The sequence below is a fragment of the Stenotrophomonas sp. ATs4 genome (assembly GCF_051861585.1).
GTDB classification, from domain to species: domain Bacteria; phylum Pseudomonadota; class Gammaproteobacteria; order Xanthomonadales; family Xanthomonadaceae; genus Stenotrophomonas; species Stenotrophomonas maltophilia_AS.
The window spans coordinates 232,726-247,461 of sequence record NZ_JBLYPK010000003.1; the positions used below are offsets into that span (position 1 = coordinate 232,726).

Sequence of the window (14,736 nt, forward strand, 5' to 3'; positions counted from 1 at the left end):
TCAGGTCATCAGAACGACAGGTCGCCCCAGACGCCGAATTCCTTGGTCTTGTCGTTCTTCTTGTCGCCGGCGTTGGCCAGGTGCGTGTACTTGTACACGGTCGACAGCTTGAGGTTCTTCATGACCGGGAACTCGACGCCGACGTTCCAGTACTTGTCGCTCAGGGTCGGGTCCAGCGTCTTGCTGACGTCGGTGTCATCGTAACGACCGAACACGTTGATGCCGCCGTCGGTGACGCGCACGCTACCCCACACCGACCAGCCACTGGTCTTGTCGGTGGCAACGGTCATCACGTTGTTGAGGTTCTTGGCCTGGAAGTACTCGCCACCGACGCGGAAGTCGCTGCTGGCGTAGGCCACCATCGCATTGGCGCGGGTGTAAGTGTTCTCGGCGCTCTGGATGTCGGTTTCCTTGCCCAGCTTGCCGCTGTAGCCACCGACGGCAACCACGAAGTTTTCGTTCGGGGTATAGGCCGCGCGGCCTTCCACGTCCATGCCCTTGCTGCGGGTCGGGTTCTTGTAACCGGCGCCGGACACGACCGAGACCGCGTAGTTGAAGTTGTTGCCCAGGTTGCCGAAGCCATGCAGGCCCCAGTCGGACGAGTTGCCGTACTTCAGGCGGTCGGTCAGGGTGTTCTCGACATAGCGCATGCCGTAGAACTTCTCGACGTACGGGATCCACGGCATGTCGGCAGCACCGACGCGCAGGTTGAAGGCCGGGTCGAAGCTGCCCTGCACGTAGGCCTTCTTGACGAACAGTTCGGTGTTGCCGATGGCCGAGCTGTACTGGAAGTCGGTGGTCAGGTTCGCCGACCAGATGTCGTTGAACTTGTGGTCGACGGTCAGGTAGAAGCGCTTGACGTCCAGACCGTTGCCGCTGGCGGCGGTGTCCTTGCCGTTGCTGGTCTTGTCGATGTTGGTCAGGTCGAAGAACATGCGACCGCCGATCTTGTTGTCATTGACCAGCTTGGCCAGCTTGTCGACGCTGGTCTGGGTCTTCTGCGCACCTTCCAGGGCCTGGGCCTGGGTGATGTTCACTTCGGACTGCGCATCGGACTGCGCCTGCAGCGCCTGCGAATCGTTCTGCAACTGCTGGACCTGGGCCTGCAGCGCAGCGATCTGTGCCTGCAGCTGCTGCAGCTGTGCCTGGGATACGCCCGAGCTGGCGGGGGCTGCGAAGGCGTCGGCGGAAACCAGACCGAGGCTTGCAACGACCGCGGCGGCGAGCAAATGGGAACGCATTTTGGATTTCTCCAGAGGGTTGGAATGGCTTGGGCAGAACGCCACGCCGGCAGGCCGGTCAAGCGTTTTGCGAACATTCCGTTAAAACCATGACAGCCGAATGACAACTTGAGCACCAACCACAGATTTCTTCGTGCGGTCATGCGTACGACTCATTTGCCGCTACATCCCTGTCGATCCCTTGCGGCATAGGGCGTGCCGTATCAGCGTCCAGGCGCGGGCCGGTCGCCGCTCGGCCGTCACCGGCATCGCTGGTTTCGTGTGGATGACACGGCATCACTGCGGAATGCCAGACCCGGACGGCATTGACGACCACAGCGGACAGGTCATCAGCGACATATAGAACGTGAGCGCAACCGGCTCATGTCCGTCTCCGGCGCATTGGCCATCACGTTGCCCGCGGCGCGCAGAACCTTCACACCCCTGCTGTGCGGGCGCCGGGCAGCGCTGTAACGGTTGCGTCATACAACGGTCCCTGCGCTGTCATCGAACCGTTATGGAATGTGCGCCGGGCGGGTAACCCCGCATTCCAATCAACCCAGGAGCCACCCCGTGATCCACGCCTTCAAGTCGCGCGTTGCCGTTGCCGTCTTCGCAGCGTCGTCCGTGTTCGCCGCCAACGCCGCTGAAATCACCGGCGCGGGCGCCTCGTTCATCTACCCGGTGATGTCGAAGTGGTCGGCCGACTACAACGCCGCCACCAGCAACAAGGTCAACTACCAGTCGATCGGTTCCGGCGGCGGCATTGCGCAGATCAAGGCCAAGACCGTTGATTTCGGCTCCTCCGATGCTCCGCTGAAGCCGGAAGAACTGGCGGCTGCGGGCCTGGCCCAGTTCCCGTCGGTGATCGGCGGCGTGGTGCCGGTGGTCAACGTGGCCGGCATCGCCCCGGGCGCGCTGAAGCTGGACGGTGCTGTGCTGGCCAACATCTTCCTGGGCAAGATCAAGACCTGGAACGACCCGGCCATCGCCGCGCTGAACCCGGGCGTGACCCTGCCGAGCGCCAAGATCACCGTCGTGCACCGTTCGGATGGTTCGGGCACCACCTTCAACTTCGTCAACTACCTGTCCAAGGTCAGCCCGGAGTGGAAGAGCTCGGTCGGCGAAGGCACCTCGGTCCAGTGGCCGGCCGGCATCGGCGGCAAGGGCAATGAAGGCGTTGCTGCCTACGTGAAGCAGATCAAGGGCGGTATCGGCTACGTCGAACTGTCCTACGCGCTGCAGAACAAGCTGTCGTACACCGCGATGAAGAACGCTGCCGGCCGCTTCGTGCAGCCGAGCGACACCTCGTTCGCTGCCGCTGCCGCCAGCGCCGACTGGGCCAGCGCCAAGGACTTCTACCTGGTGATGACCAACGCCCCGGGCGCCGAGTCCTGGCCGATCACCGCCACCAACTTCATCCTGGTGCACAAGAAGCCGAAGAACGCTGCCAACGGCAAGGCCACCCAGGAGTTCTTCCGCTGGGTCTACAAGAGCGGCGATGCCCAGGCCCGCCAGCTGGACTACGTGCCGCTGCCGGACAGCCTGGTCCGCCAGATCGAGACCTACTGGACGCAGAACCTGAAGTAAGCAAGCGCGTTCCCCCGCAGGAACGGGATCGGCGGGTCCTCTCTCCCCCGCCGATCCCACCCCGGGCGCGAGATCCTCGAGATCTCGCGCTCTTCTTGTTTTTGGGGGTTGATCGTGAAGAGCGTTTGCGCCTTCGCTGATCCGTGGGGGAGTCGGTGAGCCAGGGCGTGCAGGACACGCCGTAAACCCGTCCTTGGGGGCTCGGCCACGGCATCCATGCCGTGGACGGTCCTGCACGCCCTGGCCCACCGCCTCTCGACAGTTCATCGGGGGCGCGGTGGGGTCATGAAAGGCAGGAGCAAAGGCAAGAGCGTTTGTAGAGCCCCGACCGTCCTACCGGTGCGCAGATCCGGGGTCTCCGGGGGCCTTCTGGATCCGGACCAACCCTGTGAAACCCTTGTCAGAACGTGATCCAGGACACCTCTGTCATGGTCGTAATACGGCTGTAACAAAAACATCATTTCATAGCCGCATCCGCCGACGCCGTCGGCTCTACCCCGCTATGGAGTGACCATGAAACTGCACTCGGCCAGCCTTGCCGCCCTTTCCCTGGCCATCGCCCTGGGCCTGTCTGCCTGCGGTGGCGACAAGCAGGCTGCGCAGCAGCCGGCTGCCGACGGTGCCGCTGCCCCGGCCGCTGGTGCCAAGGTGAGCGCAGAAGTGTCCGGTGCCGGCGCTTCCTTCATCTTCCCGCTGGTGTCCAAGTGGTCGGCTGACTACAACGCCAGCACCGGCGCCAAGATCAACTACCAGTCGATCGGTTCCGGCGGCGGCATCGCCCAGATCAAGGCCGGCACCGTCGACTTCGGTTCGTCCGACAAGCCGCTGAGCAGCGAAGAGCTGGCCCAGGCCGGCCTGGCCCAGTTCCCGTCCGCCATCGGCGGTGTGGTCCCGGTGGTCAACATTGAAGGCCTGGAAACCGGCAAGCTGCGCCTGAGCGGCGCCCTGCTGGCGGACATCTTCCTGGGCAAGGTCAAGACCTGGAACGACCCGGCCATCGTCGCCGCCAACCCGGGCGTGAAGCTGCCGGAAGGCAAGATCACCCTGGTCCACCGTTCGGACGGTTCGGGCACCACCTTCAACTTCTCCAACTACCTGTCCAAGGTCAGCCCGGAGTGGAAGACCAAGGTCGGCGAAGGCACCTCGGTGCAGTGGCCGGACGGCGTCGGTGGCAAGGGCAACGAAGGCGTTGCGTCCTATGTGAAGCAGATCAAGGGCTCCATCGGCTACGTCGAACTGGCCTACGCGCTGCAGAACGGCATGCCGTACGCGGCCATGCAGAACGCGGCCGGCAACTGGGTCGAGCCGAGCGCGGAAACCTTCGCCGCCGCGGCCGCCAGCGCCGACTGGGCCAGCGCCAAGGACTTCAACCTGGTCATCACCAACGCCCCGGGCGAGCAGGCGTGGCCGATCACCGCCACCAACTTCATGCTGATGCAGAAGACGCCGAAGGATGCCAAGCGCAACCAGGACACCCTGGCCTTCTTCAAGTGGGCCTTCGAGAACGGCCAGACCCAGGCCAACGAGCTGCACTACGTGCCGCTGCCGGCCGAGCTGGTCAAGCAGATCGAAGCCTACTGGGCGACCGACCTGAAGTGACGGACATGACGGTGCCCGCCCCGCGCGGGCACCGTCTCTTCCACGCCGTGCCGCCCCGCCCCTTCCTGGCCCTGCCGTCCCCATGAATGCCATCGCCCAGCCTGTAGCCGCCCCGTCCACGCGCGATGCGCGTGATGCCCGCAACGACAAACTGTTCCGATGGGTGCTGGTCGGCACCGTCATCTTCGTCCTCATCGCGCTGGCCTGCGCCGCGTTGTCGATGCTGTGGGGCGGCCGCCATGCCCTGCAGATGCAGGGCCTCAGCTTCTTCTTCTCCGCCGACTGGAATCCGGTCGAAAACAAGTTCGGTGCCCTCGCCCCGATCTACGGCACCCTGGTCACTGCCGCCATCGCAATGGTCATCGCGGTGCCGGTCAGCTTCGGCATCGCCTTCTTCCTCACCGAAGTCGCGCCGCGCTGGCTGCGTGGCCCGGTCGGTACCGCCATCGAACTGCTGGCCGGCATTCCCTCGATCATCTACGGCATGTGGGGCCTGTTCGTGCTGGTGCCGGTGATGACCGAGTACGTCACCCCGTTCCTCAACGAAACCCTGGGCGAGATGCCGATCATCGGCCCGCTGTTCCAGGGCCCGCCGCTGGGTATCGGCATGCTCACCGCCGGTTTCGTGCTGGCCATCATGGTCATTCCCTTCATCTCCTCGGTGATGCGCGAAGTGTTCCTGACCGTGCCGACCCGCCTGAAGGAATCGGCCTACGCGCTGGGCTCCACCAAGTGGGAAGTGAGCTGGGACATTGTCCTGCCTTACACCCGCTCGGCCGTCATCGGCGGCGTCTTCCTCGGCCTCGGCCGTGCGCTGGGCGAAACCATGGCCGTGGCCTTCGTGATCGGCAACAGCGTGCGCCTGTCGCCGTCGCTGCTGGAGCCGGGCACCACCATCGCCGCGCTGATCGCCAACGATTTCGGCGAAGCCACTGAAACCTACCGCTCGGCCCTGCTGCTGCTCGGCTTCGTCCTCTTCATCGTCACCTTCGTGGTGCTGGCCATCGCCCGCCTGATGCTGATGCGCCTGTCCCGCAAGGAGGGCAACTGATGTCCAGCACCGCTGATTCGCTGTACCTGCGCCGCCGCATCGGCAATGTCATCGCCATCGCCGCGTCCTGCGCCACCGCCCTGTTCGGTCTGTTCTTCCTGGGCTGGATCCTGTTCACCCTGGCCTCCAAGGGTCTGGCCGGCATCAACCTGGATCTGTTCACCAAGATGACGCCGCCGCCGATGCAGGAAGGCGGTCTGGCCAACGCCTTCTTCGGCAGCGCGGTGATGTGTGCGCTGGCGATCGGCATCGGCACCCCGCTGGGCGTGCTGGCCGGCACCTGGCTGGCCGAGTACGGCAACGCCCGCAAGGCCGGCACCGTGGTCCGCTTCGTCAACGACATCCTGCTGTCGGCGCCGTCGATCGTGCTCGGCCTGTTCGTCTACACCCTGTACGTGATGCAGACCGGCGGCAACTTCTCGGCCTTCGCCGGTGCCCTGTCGCTGGCCTTCATCGTGCTGCCGGTGGTGGTGCGCACCACCGACGAGATGCTGCGCCTGGTGCCTTCGCAGATGCGCGAAGCGGCCCTGTCGCTGGGTATCCCGCAGTGGAAGGTGATCGTGCAGGTGCTGTACCGCAGTGCCTCGGCCGGCATCATCACCGGCATCCTGCTGGCGCTGGCCCGCATCTCGGGCGAAACCGCGCCGCTGCTGTTCACCGCCTTCGGCAACCAGTACTGGAACAACAACATCTTCCAGCCGATGGCCTCGGTGCCGGTGGTGATGAACCAGTTCGCAGGCAGCCCGTATGAATCCTGGCAGGTGCTGGCCTGGGCCGGTGCCCTGGTGCTGACTGTCTTCGTGTTGCTGGTCAGCCTTGCCGCCCGCGGCATCCTGCTGCGCAACCGTATCTCCCATGACTGACCTTTCCGTGGATAACGCCATGAACGACCTTTCCAACGCCGTGCCGATGCAGCGCATCGCCGTGCCGTCCTCGCACGAGAGCCTGCACACGCCGTCGCCGGTGAAGCTGGCTGCGCGTGGACTGGACTTCTACTACGACAAGTTCCACGCCCTGAAGGGCATCAACCTGGAGATCCCGGAAAAGCGCGTGACCGCGCTGATCGGTCCCTCCGGTTGCGGCAAGTCCACGCTGCTGCGCATCTTCAACCGCATCTACGCGCTGTACCCGAAGCTGGAAGCGCGTGGCGAAGTACTGCTGGACGGTGAGAACATCCTGTCGCCGAAGTACCCGATGAACCGCCTGCGCAGCAAGGTCGGCATGGTGTTCCAGAAGCCGGTGCCGTTCCCGATGACCATCTTCGAGAACGTGGCCTACGGCATCCGCCACCACGAGAAGCTGAGCAAGGCCGACATGGCCGACCGCGTCGAGCAGGCGCTGCGCCAGGGCGCGCTGTGGGACGAAGTGAAGGACAAGCTGGGCCAGAGCGCGCTGGGCCTGTCCGGTGGCCAGCAGCAGCGTCTGTGCATTGCCCGTGCCGTGGCCCTGCGCCCGTCGGTGCTGCTGCTGGACGAGCCGACCTCGGCACTGGATCCGATCTCGACCAGCCGCATCGAGCAGCTGGTGGAAGAGCTCAAGCACGAGTACACGATCGTGATCGTCACCCACAACATGCAGCAGGCTGCGCGCGTGTCCGACTACACCGCCTTCATGTACCTGGGCGACCTGATCGAGCACGACCGCACCGAAGTGATCTTCTCGCAGCCGTCGCAGCGGCAGACCGAGGACTACATCACCGGTCGCTTCGGCTGATCGGCCTGTCCCTTCGCCACATGTTCCAGCCAGGCATGGCCTGGCTCTACCCGGATTGCAGACCATGAACCTTCCCAACGACCACATCGTCAAGAGCTACGACGAAGAGCAGCAGCGCCTGGTGGCCGAAATCGTGCGCATGGGCGAGATGGCCGTCGCCCAGCTCGAAGCGGCGATGGACGTGATCGAGAAGCGCGACGAGAACGCCGCCCATCGCATCATCGCCAACGACGAAGCAATTGATGCGCTTGAGCAGCAGATCAGCCACGACGTGATGCGCCTGGCGCTGCGCGGCCCGATGGCGCGCGACCTGCGCGAGATCCTGGCGGGCCTGCGCATCCCGGCCGACATCGAACGCATCGGCGACTACGCGGCCAACGTGGCCAAGCGCTCGATCGCGCTGGGCAAGGTGCCGCCGCTGCCGCAGATCCAGGGCCTGCGTGCCCTCGGTCGTCTGGCCGCACAGCAGGTGCGCCGCGCCATCGCCGCCTATCGCGACAACGACGCCGAAGCCGCGCTGGCACTGCGCGAGGACGACGCCCGCCTGGACGCGCAGTACACCGCGCTGTTCCGCGAGCTGCTGACCTACATGATGGAAGATCCGCGCAACATCACCCCGTGCACGCATCTGCTGTTCATGGCCAAGAACCTGGAGCGCGTGGGTGACCACGCCACCAACATCGCCGAGAACGTGTGGTTCCTGGTGCACGGCGAGCAGCCGCTGCCGCCGCGCGAGAAGCGCGATGAGACCTCCAGCACCGAACAACTCTGACGCTGCACTGCAACACCGGAGTTGACTCCAAGGTGGCCGCTGTCCTGGTGACAGCGGCCTTTTTGTTTCTGGGCGTTCCGGCTGTTCATCCACGCATGGCGTGGATCTACTGGCCGGTCGCAGATGGATCCACGCGATTCCCTGGGAACCGTGTTCCCCTTCTGTAACAAACCTCACGAAAATTTGAGGTCTTGGCGAGGATTCGTTGAGTAGGATCGCTGCACCATCGTTTCCACCGGCCCCCTGCCGGCCACCCGGGCACCCGCCCACACCACCCAGGAGCACCACCGATGAGCAGTTCCAACAAGACCCTGTCCCTGCTGACTGCTACCGCCCTGGCCGCCGGCCTGGGCATGACCGCCAGTGCCTCGGCGCTGAGCATGAGCGACCTGGCCCAGGGCTATCTGGTGGCCGGCCAGGCCGCCAAGGCCAGCACCGATGCCAAGGCAGCAGATACCAAAATGGCCGCTGACGCGACCAAGCACGCCGAAGGCAAATGTGGTGCCGACGGCAAGAGCGCTGAAGGCAAGTGCGGCGCCGACAAGGGCAAGGCTGCCACCGGCACCGCCGCTGGCGCCAAGGCCAAGGCCGGCGACAAGAAGTCGGCCGAAGGCAAGTGCGGCGAAGGCAAGTGCGGTGCCAAGCACTGACGTCCGCGCCAGCGTCGTCCACCCGCGGCCGCCGCTTCGTGCGGCGGCCGCCGGGTTGGGCCTGCGCAGGGCGCTGCTGCAGGATCTGCGCGAAGCACCGGCGGGCGACTTCGATTTCCTCGAATGCGCACCGGAGAACTGGATCCATGTCGGCGGTCCCGCCGGTGACGCGCTGGCCGAACTGGCGCAGCGCCATCCGCTGAGCTGCCATGGCCTGTCGTTGTCGCTGGGCGGCAGCGCGCCGCTGGATACGCAACTGCTGGAGCAGGTCGGCCAGTTCCTCGACAAGCACCGCGTGCCGCTGTACAGCGAACACCTGAGCTACTGCAGCGACGACGGTCACCTGTACGACCTGCTGCCGATTCCGTTCACCGACGAAGCGGTGCGCCATACCGCGGCGCGCATCGCCCGCGTGCAGGACATTCTCGGCCGCCGCATCGCAGTGGAGAACGTGTCCTACTACCTGGCACCGGAACCGGCGATGGACGAACTGGCCTTCACCAAGGCCGTGCTCGCCGAGGCCGACTGCGACCTGCTGCTGGACGTCAACAACGTCTACGTCAACGCCTGCAACCATGGCTACGACGCCGACACCTTCATTGCCGGGCTGCCCGCAGAGCGCATCGTCTGCCTGCACGTGGCCGGGCACCTGGACGAGGCACCGGACCTGAAGATCGACACCCATGGCGGTGCGGTGATCGACCCGGTCTGGGACTTGCTGGCGCGTACCTACGCGCGCATCGGCTCACGCCCGACCCTGCTCGAACGCGATTTCAATTTCCCCCCCTATGCAGAACTGCAGGGCGAACTGCAGACCATCCGCCGCCTGCAGGCCGCGCACGCCGGTGCTGCACATGACTGATGCTCCCGACACCCTGCGCGCGCAGCAGCACGCGTTCACCGCTCACCTGCGCGATCCACAGGCGGTGTCGGCACCGGCCGGCCTGGAGCCACGCCGGGTGGCGGTATACCAGCGGCTGCTGTTCAACAACCTGCTCGGCCTGTTGAGCAACGGCTTCCCGGTCTGCGTGCGCCTGCTCGGCGAATCGGCCTGGAGCACGCTGGTCCGCCAGTACTTCGCCACCCATCGCTGCCAGACGCCGCTGTTCACCGAGCTGGCCGCCGAATTCGTGCAATGGCTGCAGGCGCAGCCACAGCTGCCGCACCCGGCACTGGCCGAGCTGGCCCATTACGAGTGGGTGGAAACCGCGCTGTACCAGCTTCCCGCCGAGCCACTGCAGGTGCGGGGTGATATCGACCCGCTGCGGGTACCGCTGCAGCGTTCGCCGCTGGCCTGGCCGCTGCTGTACCAGTGGCCGGTGCATCGGCTCGGTGCCGAGGATGCGCCGGTGCAGCTCCCGCCCGAACCGACCGGCCTGCTGGTGCGCCGCGAGGCCGATGGCGAGGTGCGCTTTGCCACGCTCAGCCCGCTGGCGGTGTACCTGCTGTCCAGCATCGGCGAACAGCCTGGCCTCGATGGACGTACCTATCTGCAGCAACTGGCACGTGCGCATGGCCTGGCCGAAGACGCGCTGGCTGGACCCGGTGCCGCATTGCTGCAGCAGTTCCTGCAGGCCGGTGTGATCGGCCCGCTCGCAGTCCCCAGCTGACGCCCCTTCCCCCGGAGAACCGCCGATGAACCTCCCGACCCTGGCCGCCGCGCGCGGCCAGCTGGACCGTCTCGCCCCCTGGTTGGCCCCGCTCGGCCTGCGCCTGCTCTTGGCCTGGGAATACTTCGAATCCGGCCGCGAGAAACTGCGCGGCCAGAACTGGTTCGCCGACCTGCAGGACGCCTTCCCGTTCCCGTTCGACCAGCTGCCGGCCGCCCTGAACTGGCAGCTCGCCACGTGGTTCGAACTGATCGGCGCGGCCTGCCTGCTGTTCGGGTTTGGCACCCGTTTTGCCGCCGCCAGCCTGCTGGTGCTGACCGTGGTAGCCACCTATGCGGTGCACTGGCCGATGGAATGGAACTCGCTGGGTGACCTCGCGATGGGCTATGCGATCAGTGACCAGGGCTTCGGCAACTTCAAGCTGCCGGTGCTGTTCATGGCCATGCTGCTGCCGCTGCTGTTCACCGGCGCCGGCAGGCTGAGCGTGGATGCGTGGCTGGCACGGCGGCAGCCATTGGCCATGACGGCAGGTCCCGCAGTCCGGTAGATGCCGACCTTGGTCGGCGCGCACCGTGCCAACCAAGGTTGGCACCTACCGGAATCCTGAGCGCGCGGTGCACCGGTGGGTGTCGACCTTGGTCGACACGCTCCTGCGCAGGGAACCCGTGCGCCACAGGCTGGCCGGGCGCTCAGGGTCGCTCTGCTAGAATTCACGCATGAATGACCCCACCCCCGCACCTGCCGCCGCCCCCGAATCCGCAGTACCCCAGGCGCAGCGCGCGATGTCACAACGCTTCCGCGGCTTCCTGCCGGTGGTGGTGGACGTGGAAACCGGCGGCTTCGACAGCCAGCGCAACGCGCTGCTGGAAATCGCTGCAGTGCCGATCGAGATGGACGAGAACGGCCTGCTCTACCCCGGCCAGACCGCCAGTGCCCATGTGGTGCCCGCCGAAGGCCTGGAGATCGACCCGAAGTCGCTGGAAGTGACCGGCATCATCCTCGACCACCCGTTCCGGCTGGCCAAGGAAGAAAAAGCCGCGCTGGACCACGTCTTCACCCCGGTACGGGCGGCCATGAAGAAATATGGCTGCCAGCGCGCGATCCTGGTCGGCCACAACGCCCATTTCGACCTCGGTTTCGTCAATGCAGCGGTGGCGCGGACCGGCCACAAGCGCAACCCGTTCCACCCCTTCAGCGTATTCGACACGGTGACCCTGGCCGGCATTGCCTACGGGCAGACGGTGCTGGCGCGTGCGGCCAACGCCGCGGGGCTGGGCTGGGATGCCAACGAGGCGCACAGCGCGGTGTACGACACCGAGCAGACTGCGCGGTTGTTCTGCACCATCGCCAACGCCTGGCCGCGGTAAACCGGCCAACGGCGGAGCCGCACCCACCACACACCGGGCGGTAGATCCACGCCATGCGTGGATGCAATCAACCAATGCTCGTACGATCCCGGCCGTCGCTCTTGGCGCGGTACAGCGCGCGGTCGGCGCGCTGGTACAGCAGCGCCGGGGTGCGGTCATCGGCATCCAGTTCCACCAGGCCTGCGCTGAAGGTCACGCGCAGGCCGGCCACGCCGGCCCAGTCGGGATGGTCATGGAACAGCCCGCGCAGGCGCGCGCACAGTTGTGCGGCTTCTTCCAGGCGGGTGTCGTTGAGCAGCAATGCGAACTCTTCGCCGCCGGTACGCGCCGGAAGATCCGAGGCGCGGCAGGCGGCAGCAATCACCGTTGCCACCTGCACCAGCACGGCATCACCGATGCTGTGGCTATGGCGATCGTTGACGTCCTTGAAGTGGTCAATGTCCAGCACCACCAGGCACAGCGGATGGCCACTGCGTTGCGAGCGGGCGAAGTCGCGCGCCAGGGTTTCATCGAAGGCACGGCGGTTCGCCAGCCCGGTCAGGGCGTCTTCCCGTGCCTGACGCTCGAAGGCCTCGGCCTGCCGCGCCAGGCGCTCGGCCAGTTCGGTCTTTTCCTGGTTCAGCGCCTGCAGGTGCACGGTCTTGGCCTGCAGGTCGAAGGTGGCTTCATCCACCCGCCGCGCCAGGCGCAGGTTGCTGGCCTTCAGCTGCTGCAGCAGCAACCGGTACAGCGCCACCAGCGCGGCCAGCAGCAACAGGCCTGCCAGCGCCTGCACGCTGCGCCGCTGCCACCAGAACGGCTCCACGGTGAAGCTCCACACCGCTTCCTGCTGCGCCCAGCTGCCGCCCGGATGGGCCGCCGCCACGTGCAGGGTGTAGTCACCCGGTGGCAGGCCCACGAACTCGACACTGCGCTGCGGGCCGCGCTCGACCCAACCGGCATCCAGTCCGTCCAGCCGGGTGCGGTAACGGATGCGATCGGACATCAGGTAGCTCAGGCCGACATAGCTCACTGCCAACCGACGGCCGCCGGGAATGTAGTTGCGCTCTGGTCCTTCCCAGTGCACCGGTGCGCCATCCACCTGCACGCTTTCAATCGCCGCCGGTGGCGAGGGGCGTTCACGGAACCGCTGCAGGCGCTGCGGATCCACCGTACTCAGGCCACCGGCAGTGACCACCCAGAACGTGCCGTCCTGGCGCAGGATCGCCGATGGACTGGAGCTGCCGTTGGCCTGCGCGTTGGCCATGCCATCAATCTCGTTGTAGCGCTCCACCACCACCCGCGGCACGCGCCCGTCGGCAACCGCATTGAGCGTTGCCATATCGGTGCGCAACACACCGCGGTTGCTGCTGATCCAGACGTTGCCCAGACGGTCCGGCACCAGCTGGAACACCGCGTCCACCGGCATGCCCTGCTCCAGGCCTACCCGCGCCAGTGTTCCGTGCTGCCAGCGGTACAGGCCGCGATCACTGCTGATCCACATCGCATCGCCCAGTTGATGGAAGCCGAACACGCTGCGGCCGCCCCCCAACGGTGCCAGGTCGATCGACTGCACGCGGTCGCCGCGCAGCACGCGGATGCCCTCGATGGTGCCGATCCACAGATTGCCCTGGTGGTCATGCTCGAGCGCGGTGATCAGCCCGCCGGGCATGCCCGGCACGCTTGATACCTGCACGCGGTCACCGTCGATGCGGACCACGCCTTTCTGCGTGCCAGCCCAGACCACGCCCTGCGGGTCCACGCTGATTGCGCGGATGTTGCCACCGGGCATGCCGTCTGCCGCCGCATAGTTGTGGCGCAGGCTGCCGTCGCGACCGAGGCGGTAAACGCCATCACCAAAGGTGCCGACCCACAGGTCACCATCCGGCCCCTGCGCCAGGCTCAGCACCGAAGGCGCCTTGCCGCCACGGTTGTGCAACGGCACGGCGCGGAAGCGGCCATCGGGGGTCTGCAGGTCCAGGCCGCTGGCGCTGCCGACCCACAGCTGGCGGTCGCGGTCCTCGAACACGGTGCGCACATAGTCACCGCTGAGGCCGTCGCGCTCGGTGTAACTGCTGAACAGCGTTTCGCGCAGGCGGTACAGGCCGCCGTTGGCGCCCACCCAGATGCTGCCCTCGGCATCCTCGCGCAGGCTGACCACGCGGCCACCGGGCAGGTTCAGGCCCGCCGGCAGCCGCTCAAGGCCATGTGCGGAGATGCGCAGCAGGCCCTGGTTCTCGGTGCCCAGCCACAGGTCACCGTGGCGGTCCTGCAGCATCGAGGTCATGTGCAGCTGGCCCGGCAGGCGGTGCATCAACACCAGCTGGTCATCCTCCACCCGGTACAGGCGCTCGCCGGCGACGATCCACAGCGCACCGTCCGGCGCCCGGTAGGGCCACGACAGGCCGCTGCCCGCGCCCAGCCCCCAGGCCGCGGGCGCGCGCTTGAGCACGCCGTCGTTGTCGCGCAGCACCAGTCCATCAAGGGTGCCGGCCCAGACCCGGTCCTGCGCATCGACCACCAGCTTGGTGAAGCTCATCGCCATCGGCAGGTCAGCGGCCGGCGCCTGGTAGACGATGCCCTTGTCCGGCGTCAGATAGCCGATGCCCTTGCCCTCGTAAAGCAGCCACAGGCGGCCCTGGCTGTCCATCTGCATCGACTGGATCAGCACCTGCGGCGTATTGCCCTGATGCTCCCAGACCCGCCACTGGCCATCATTGCCGCGGTGGCTGACGTTGCCGCGCGAATCGCTGATCCACAGGCCACCCTGGCGGTCGACCAGCAGCGCACCGATGCCGTTGTCACGCAGGCCGGGGCGCGTACTGCGGTCGAACACGGTGAAATCCAGACCGTTGTAGCGCACCAGGCCTTCCCAGGTGGCGAACCACAGGTGGCCTTCCGGCGTCTGTGCGATGTCGCGCAGCGAGTTGTGTGGCAGCCCATTGCGCGACGTCCATACATCGATGGCGTAGTCGCGCAGCGGCGGTGCGCCCTCCTGTGCGGCCAGCGGCAGCGCAAGGGCCAGCAACAGCCATAGCAGGCCCTGCCGCAGCCTTCGACTGAAATCCGATCCGCAGCGCTCCACCCAGCGCGTGCTGTCCCCCTGTCCGCCCATCAGCGCAGCGGTGGCGGCCAGGCAGGGCTGCCGGGCCGGGCAGCGTGCGGGAGCTGCCGGGCAGCGCGGA

The 14,736-nt window shown here is 66.4% G+C and carries 13 protein-coding genes; 11 read left to right on the forward strand and 2 right to left on the reverse strand.

The annotated features are described in order from the left end of the window. Positions 1-8: 8 nt before the first annotated feature. Entirely contained in the window at positions 9-1,241 is a 1,233-nt protein-coding gene (locus ABR323_RS07175) for a porin (RefSeq protein WP_135272919.1), read from the reverse strand. Between the two features lie 552 nt (positions 1,242-1,793). Here ABR323_RS07175 and pstS (ABR323_RS07180) point away from each other — a divergent pair. The 11 genes from pstS (ABR323_RS07180) to rnt all read left to right on the forward strand — a co-directional run bounded on the left by pstS (ABR323_RS07180) (position 1,794) and on the right by rnt (position 11,572). Then, the gene (pstS, locus tag ABR323_RS07180) at positions 1,794-2,810 is read left to right on the forward strand and encodes a phosphate ABC transporter substrate-binding protein PstS (RefSeq protein WP_135272918.1); all 1,017 of its coding nucleotides are present in this window, start codon (positions 1,794-1,796) and stop codon (positions 2,808-2,810) included. A 513-nt stretch (positions 2,811-3,323) separates the two neighbouring features. Next, positions 3,324-4,409 carry a phosphate ABC transporter substrate-binding protein PstS gene (gene pstS, locus ABR323_RS07185; protein ID WP_135272917.1) on the forward strand — a complete coding sequence of 362 codons (1,086 nt, stop codon included), beginning with the start codon at positions 3,324-3,326 and terminating at the stop codon, positions 4,407-4,409. Between the two features lie 82 nt (positions 4,410-4,491). Then, entirely contained in the window at positions 4,492-5,460 is a 969-nt protein-coding gene (pstC, locus tag ABR323_RS07190; RefSeq protein WP_135272916.1) for a phosphate ABC transporter permease subunit PstC, read from the forward strand. Then, positions 5,460-6,323, forward strand: a complete 864-nt coding sequence (pstA, locus tag ABR323_RS07195; RefSeq protein WP_004151398.1) for a phosphate ABC transporter permease PstA — start codon at positions 5,460-5,462, stop codon at positions 6,321-6,323. Before pstC ends, pstA begins: the two co-directional genes overlap by 1 nt. A 19-nt stretch (positions 6,324-6,342) precedes the next feature. Continuing rightward, on the forward strand, positions 6,343-7,173 hold the full coding sequence (pstB, locus tag ABR323_RS07200) for a phosphate ABC transporter ATP-binding protein PstB (RefSeq protein WP_005408788.1): 831 nt from the start codon (positions 6,343-6,345) through the stop codon (positions 7,171-7,173). Positions 7,174-7,237: 64 nt separating this feature from the next. Beyond that, positions 7,238-7,945 (forward strand): phosphate signaling complex protein PhoU, encoded by a 708-nt coding sequence (phoU, locus tag ABR323_RS07205; RefSeq protein WP_135272915.1) that lies wholly within the window; start codon positions 7,238-7,240, stop codon positions 7,943-7,945. A gap of 290 nt (positions 7,946-8,235) precedes the next feature. Beyond that, positions 8,236-8,595, forward strand: coding sequence for an HvfA family oxazolone/thioamide-modified RiPP metallophore (locus ABR323_RS07210; RefSeq protein ID WP_135272914.1), 360 nt, complete (start codon positions 8,236-8,238; stop codon positions 8,593-8,595). Then, on the forward strand, positions 8,582-9,457 hold the full coding sequence (locus tag ABR323_RS07215; protein ID WP_439448790.1) for an HvfB family MNIO-type RiPP peptide maturase: 876 nt from the start codon (positions 8,582-8,584) through the stop codon (positions 9,455-9,457). The genes ABR323_RS07210 and ABR323_RS07215 overlap by 14 nt, the downstream gene beginning before the upstream one ends. After that, entirely contained in the window at positions 9,450-10,205 is a 756-nt protein-coding gene (locus tag ABR323_RS07220) for an HvfC family RiPP maturation protein (RefSeq protein WP_439448791.1), read from the forward strand. The genes ABR323_RS07215 and ABR323_RS07220 overlap by 8 nt, the downstream gene beginning before the upstream one ends. Before the next feature lie 25 nt (positions 10,206-10,230). Beyond that, entirely contained in the window at positions 10,231-10,752 is a 522-nt protein-coding gene (locus tag ABR323_RS07225; protein WP_439448792.1) for an HvfX family Cu-binding RiPP maturation protein, read from the forward strand. Positions 10,753-10,921: 169 nt separating this feature from the next. Then, positions 10,922-11,572 carry a ribonuclease T gene (rnt, locus tag ABR323_RS07230; RefSeq protein WP_439448793.1) on the forward strand — a complete coding sequence of 217 codons (651 nt, stop codon included), beginning with the start codon at positions 10,922-10,924 and terminating at the stop codon, positions 11,570-11,572. A 67-nt stretch (positions 11,573-11,639) separates the two neighbouring features. Here rnt and ABR323_RS07235 read toward each other — a convergent pair whose 3' ends face one another. Then, positions 11,640-14,666 carry a two-component regulator propeller domain-containing protein gene (locus ABR323_RS07235; RefSeq protein WP_439448794.1) on the reverse strand — a complete coding sequence of 1,009 codons (3,027 nt, stop codon included), beginning with the start codon at positions 14,664-14,666 and terminating at the stop codon, positions 11,640-11,642. Positions 14,667-14,736 lie beyond the last annotated feature (70 nt).

Excerpts from the sequence above, each read along its gene's own strand:
- ABR323_RS07175 (WP_135272919.1), bottom strand. The coding sequence starts at position 1,241 with ATGCGTTCCCATTTGCTCGCCGCCGCGGTCGTTGCAAGCCTCGGTCTG.
- pstS (WP_135272917.1), top strand. The coding sequence starts at position 3,324 with ATGAAACTGCACTCGGCCAGCCTTGCCGCCCTTTCCCTGGCCATCGCC.
- pstC (WP_135272916.1), top strand. The coding sequence starts at position 4,492 with ATGAATGCCATCGCCCAGCCTGTAGCCGCCCCGTCCACGCGCGATGCG.
- pstA (WP_004151398.1), top strand. The coding sequence starts at position 5,460 with ATGTCCAGCACCGCTGATTCGCTGTACCTGCGCCGCCGCATCGGCAAT.
- pstB (WP_005408788.1), top strand. The coding sequence starts at position 6,343 with ATGAACGACCTTTCCAACGCCGTGCCGATGCAGCGCATCGCCGTGCCG.
- phoU (WP_135272915.1), top strand. The coding sequence starts at position 7,238 with ATGAACCTTCCCAACGACCACATCGTCAAGAGCTACGACGAAGAGCAG.
- ABR323_RS07210 (WP_135272914.1), top strand. The coding sequence starts at position 8,236 with ATGAGCAGTTCCAACAAGACCCTGTCCCTGCTGACTGCTACCGCCCTG.
- ABR323_RS07220 (WP_439448791.1), top strand. The coding sequence starts at position 9,450 with ATGACTGATGCTCCCGACACCCTGCGCGCGCAGCAGCACGCGTTCACC.
- ABR323_RS07225 (WP_439448792.1), top strand. The coding sequence starts at position 10,231 with ATGAACCTCCCGACCCTGGCCGCCGCGCGCGGCCAGCTGGACCGTCTC.
- rnt (WP_439448793.1), top strand. The coding sequence starts at position 10,922 with ATGAATGACCCCACCCCCGCACCTGCCGCCGCCCCCGAATCCGCAGTA.
- ABR323_RS07235 (WP_439448794.1), bottom strand. The coding sequence starts at position 14,666 with ATGGGCGGACAGGGGGACAGCACGCGCTGGGTGGAGCGCTGCGGATCG.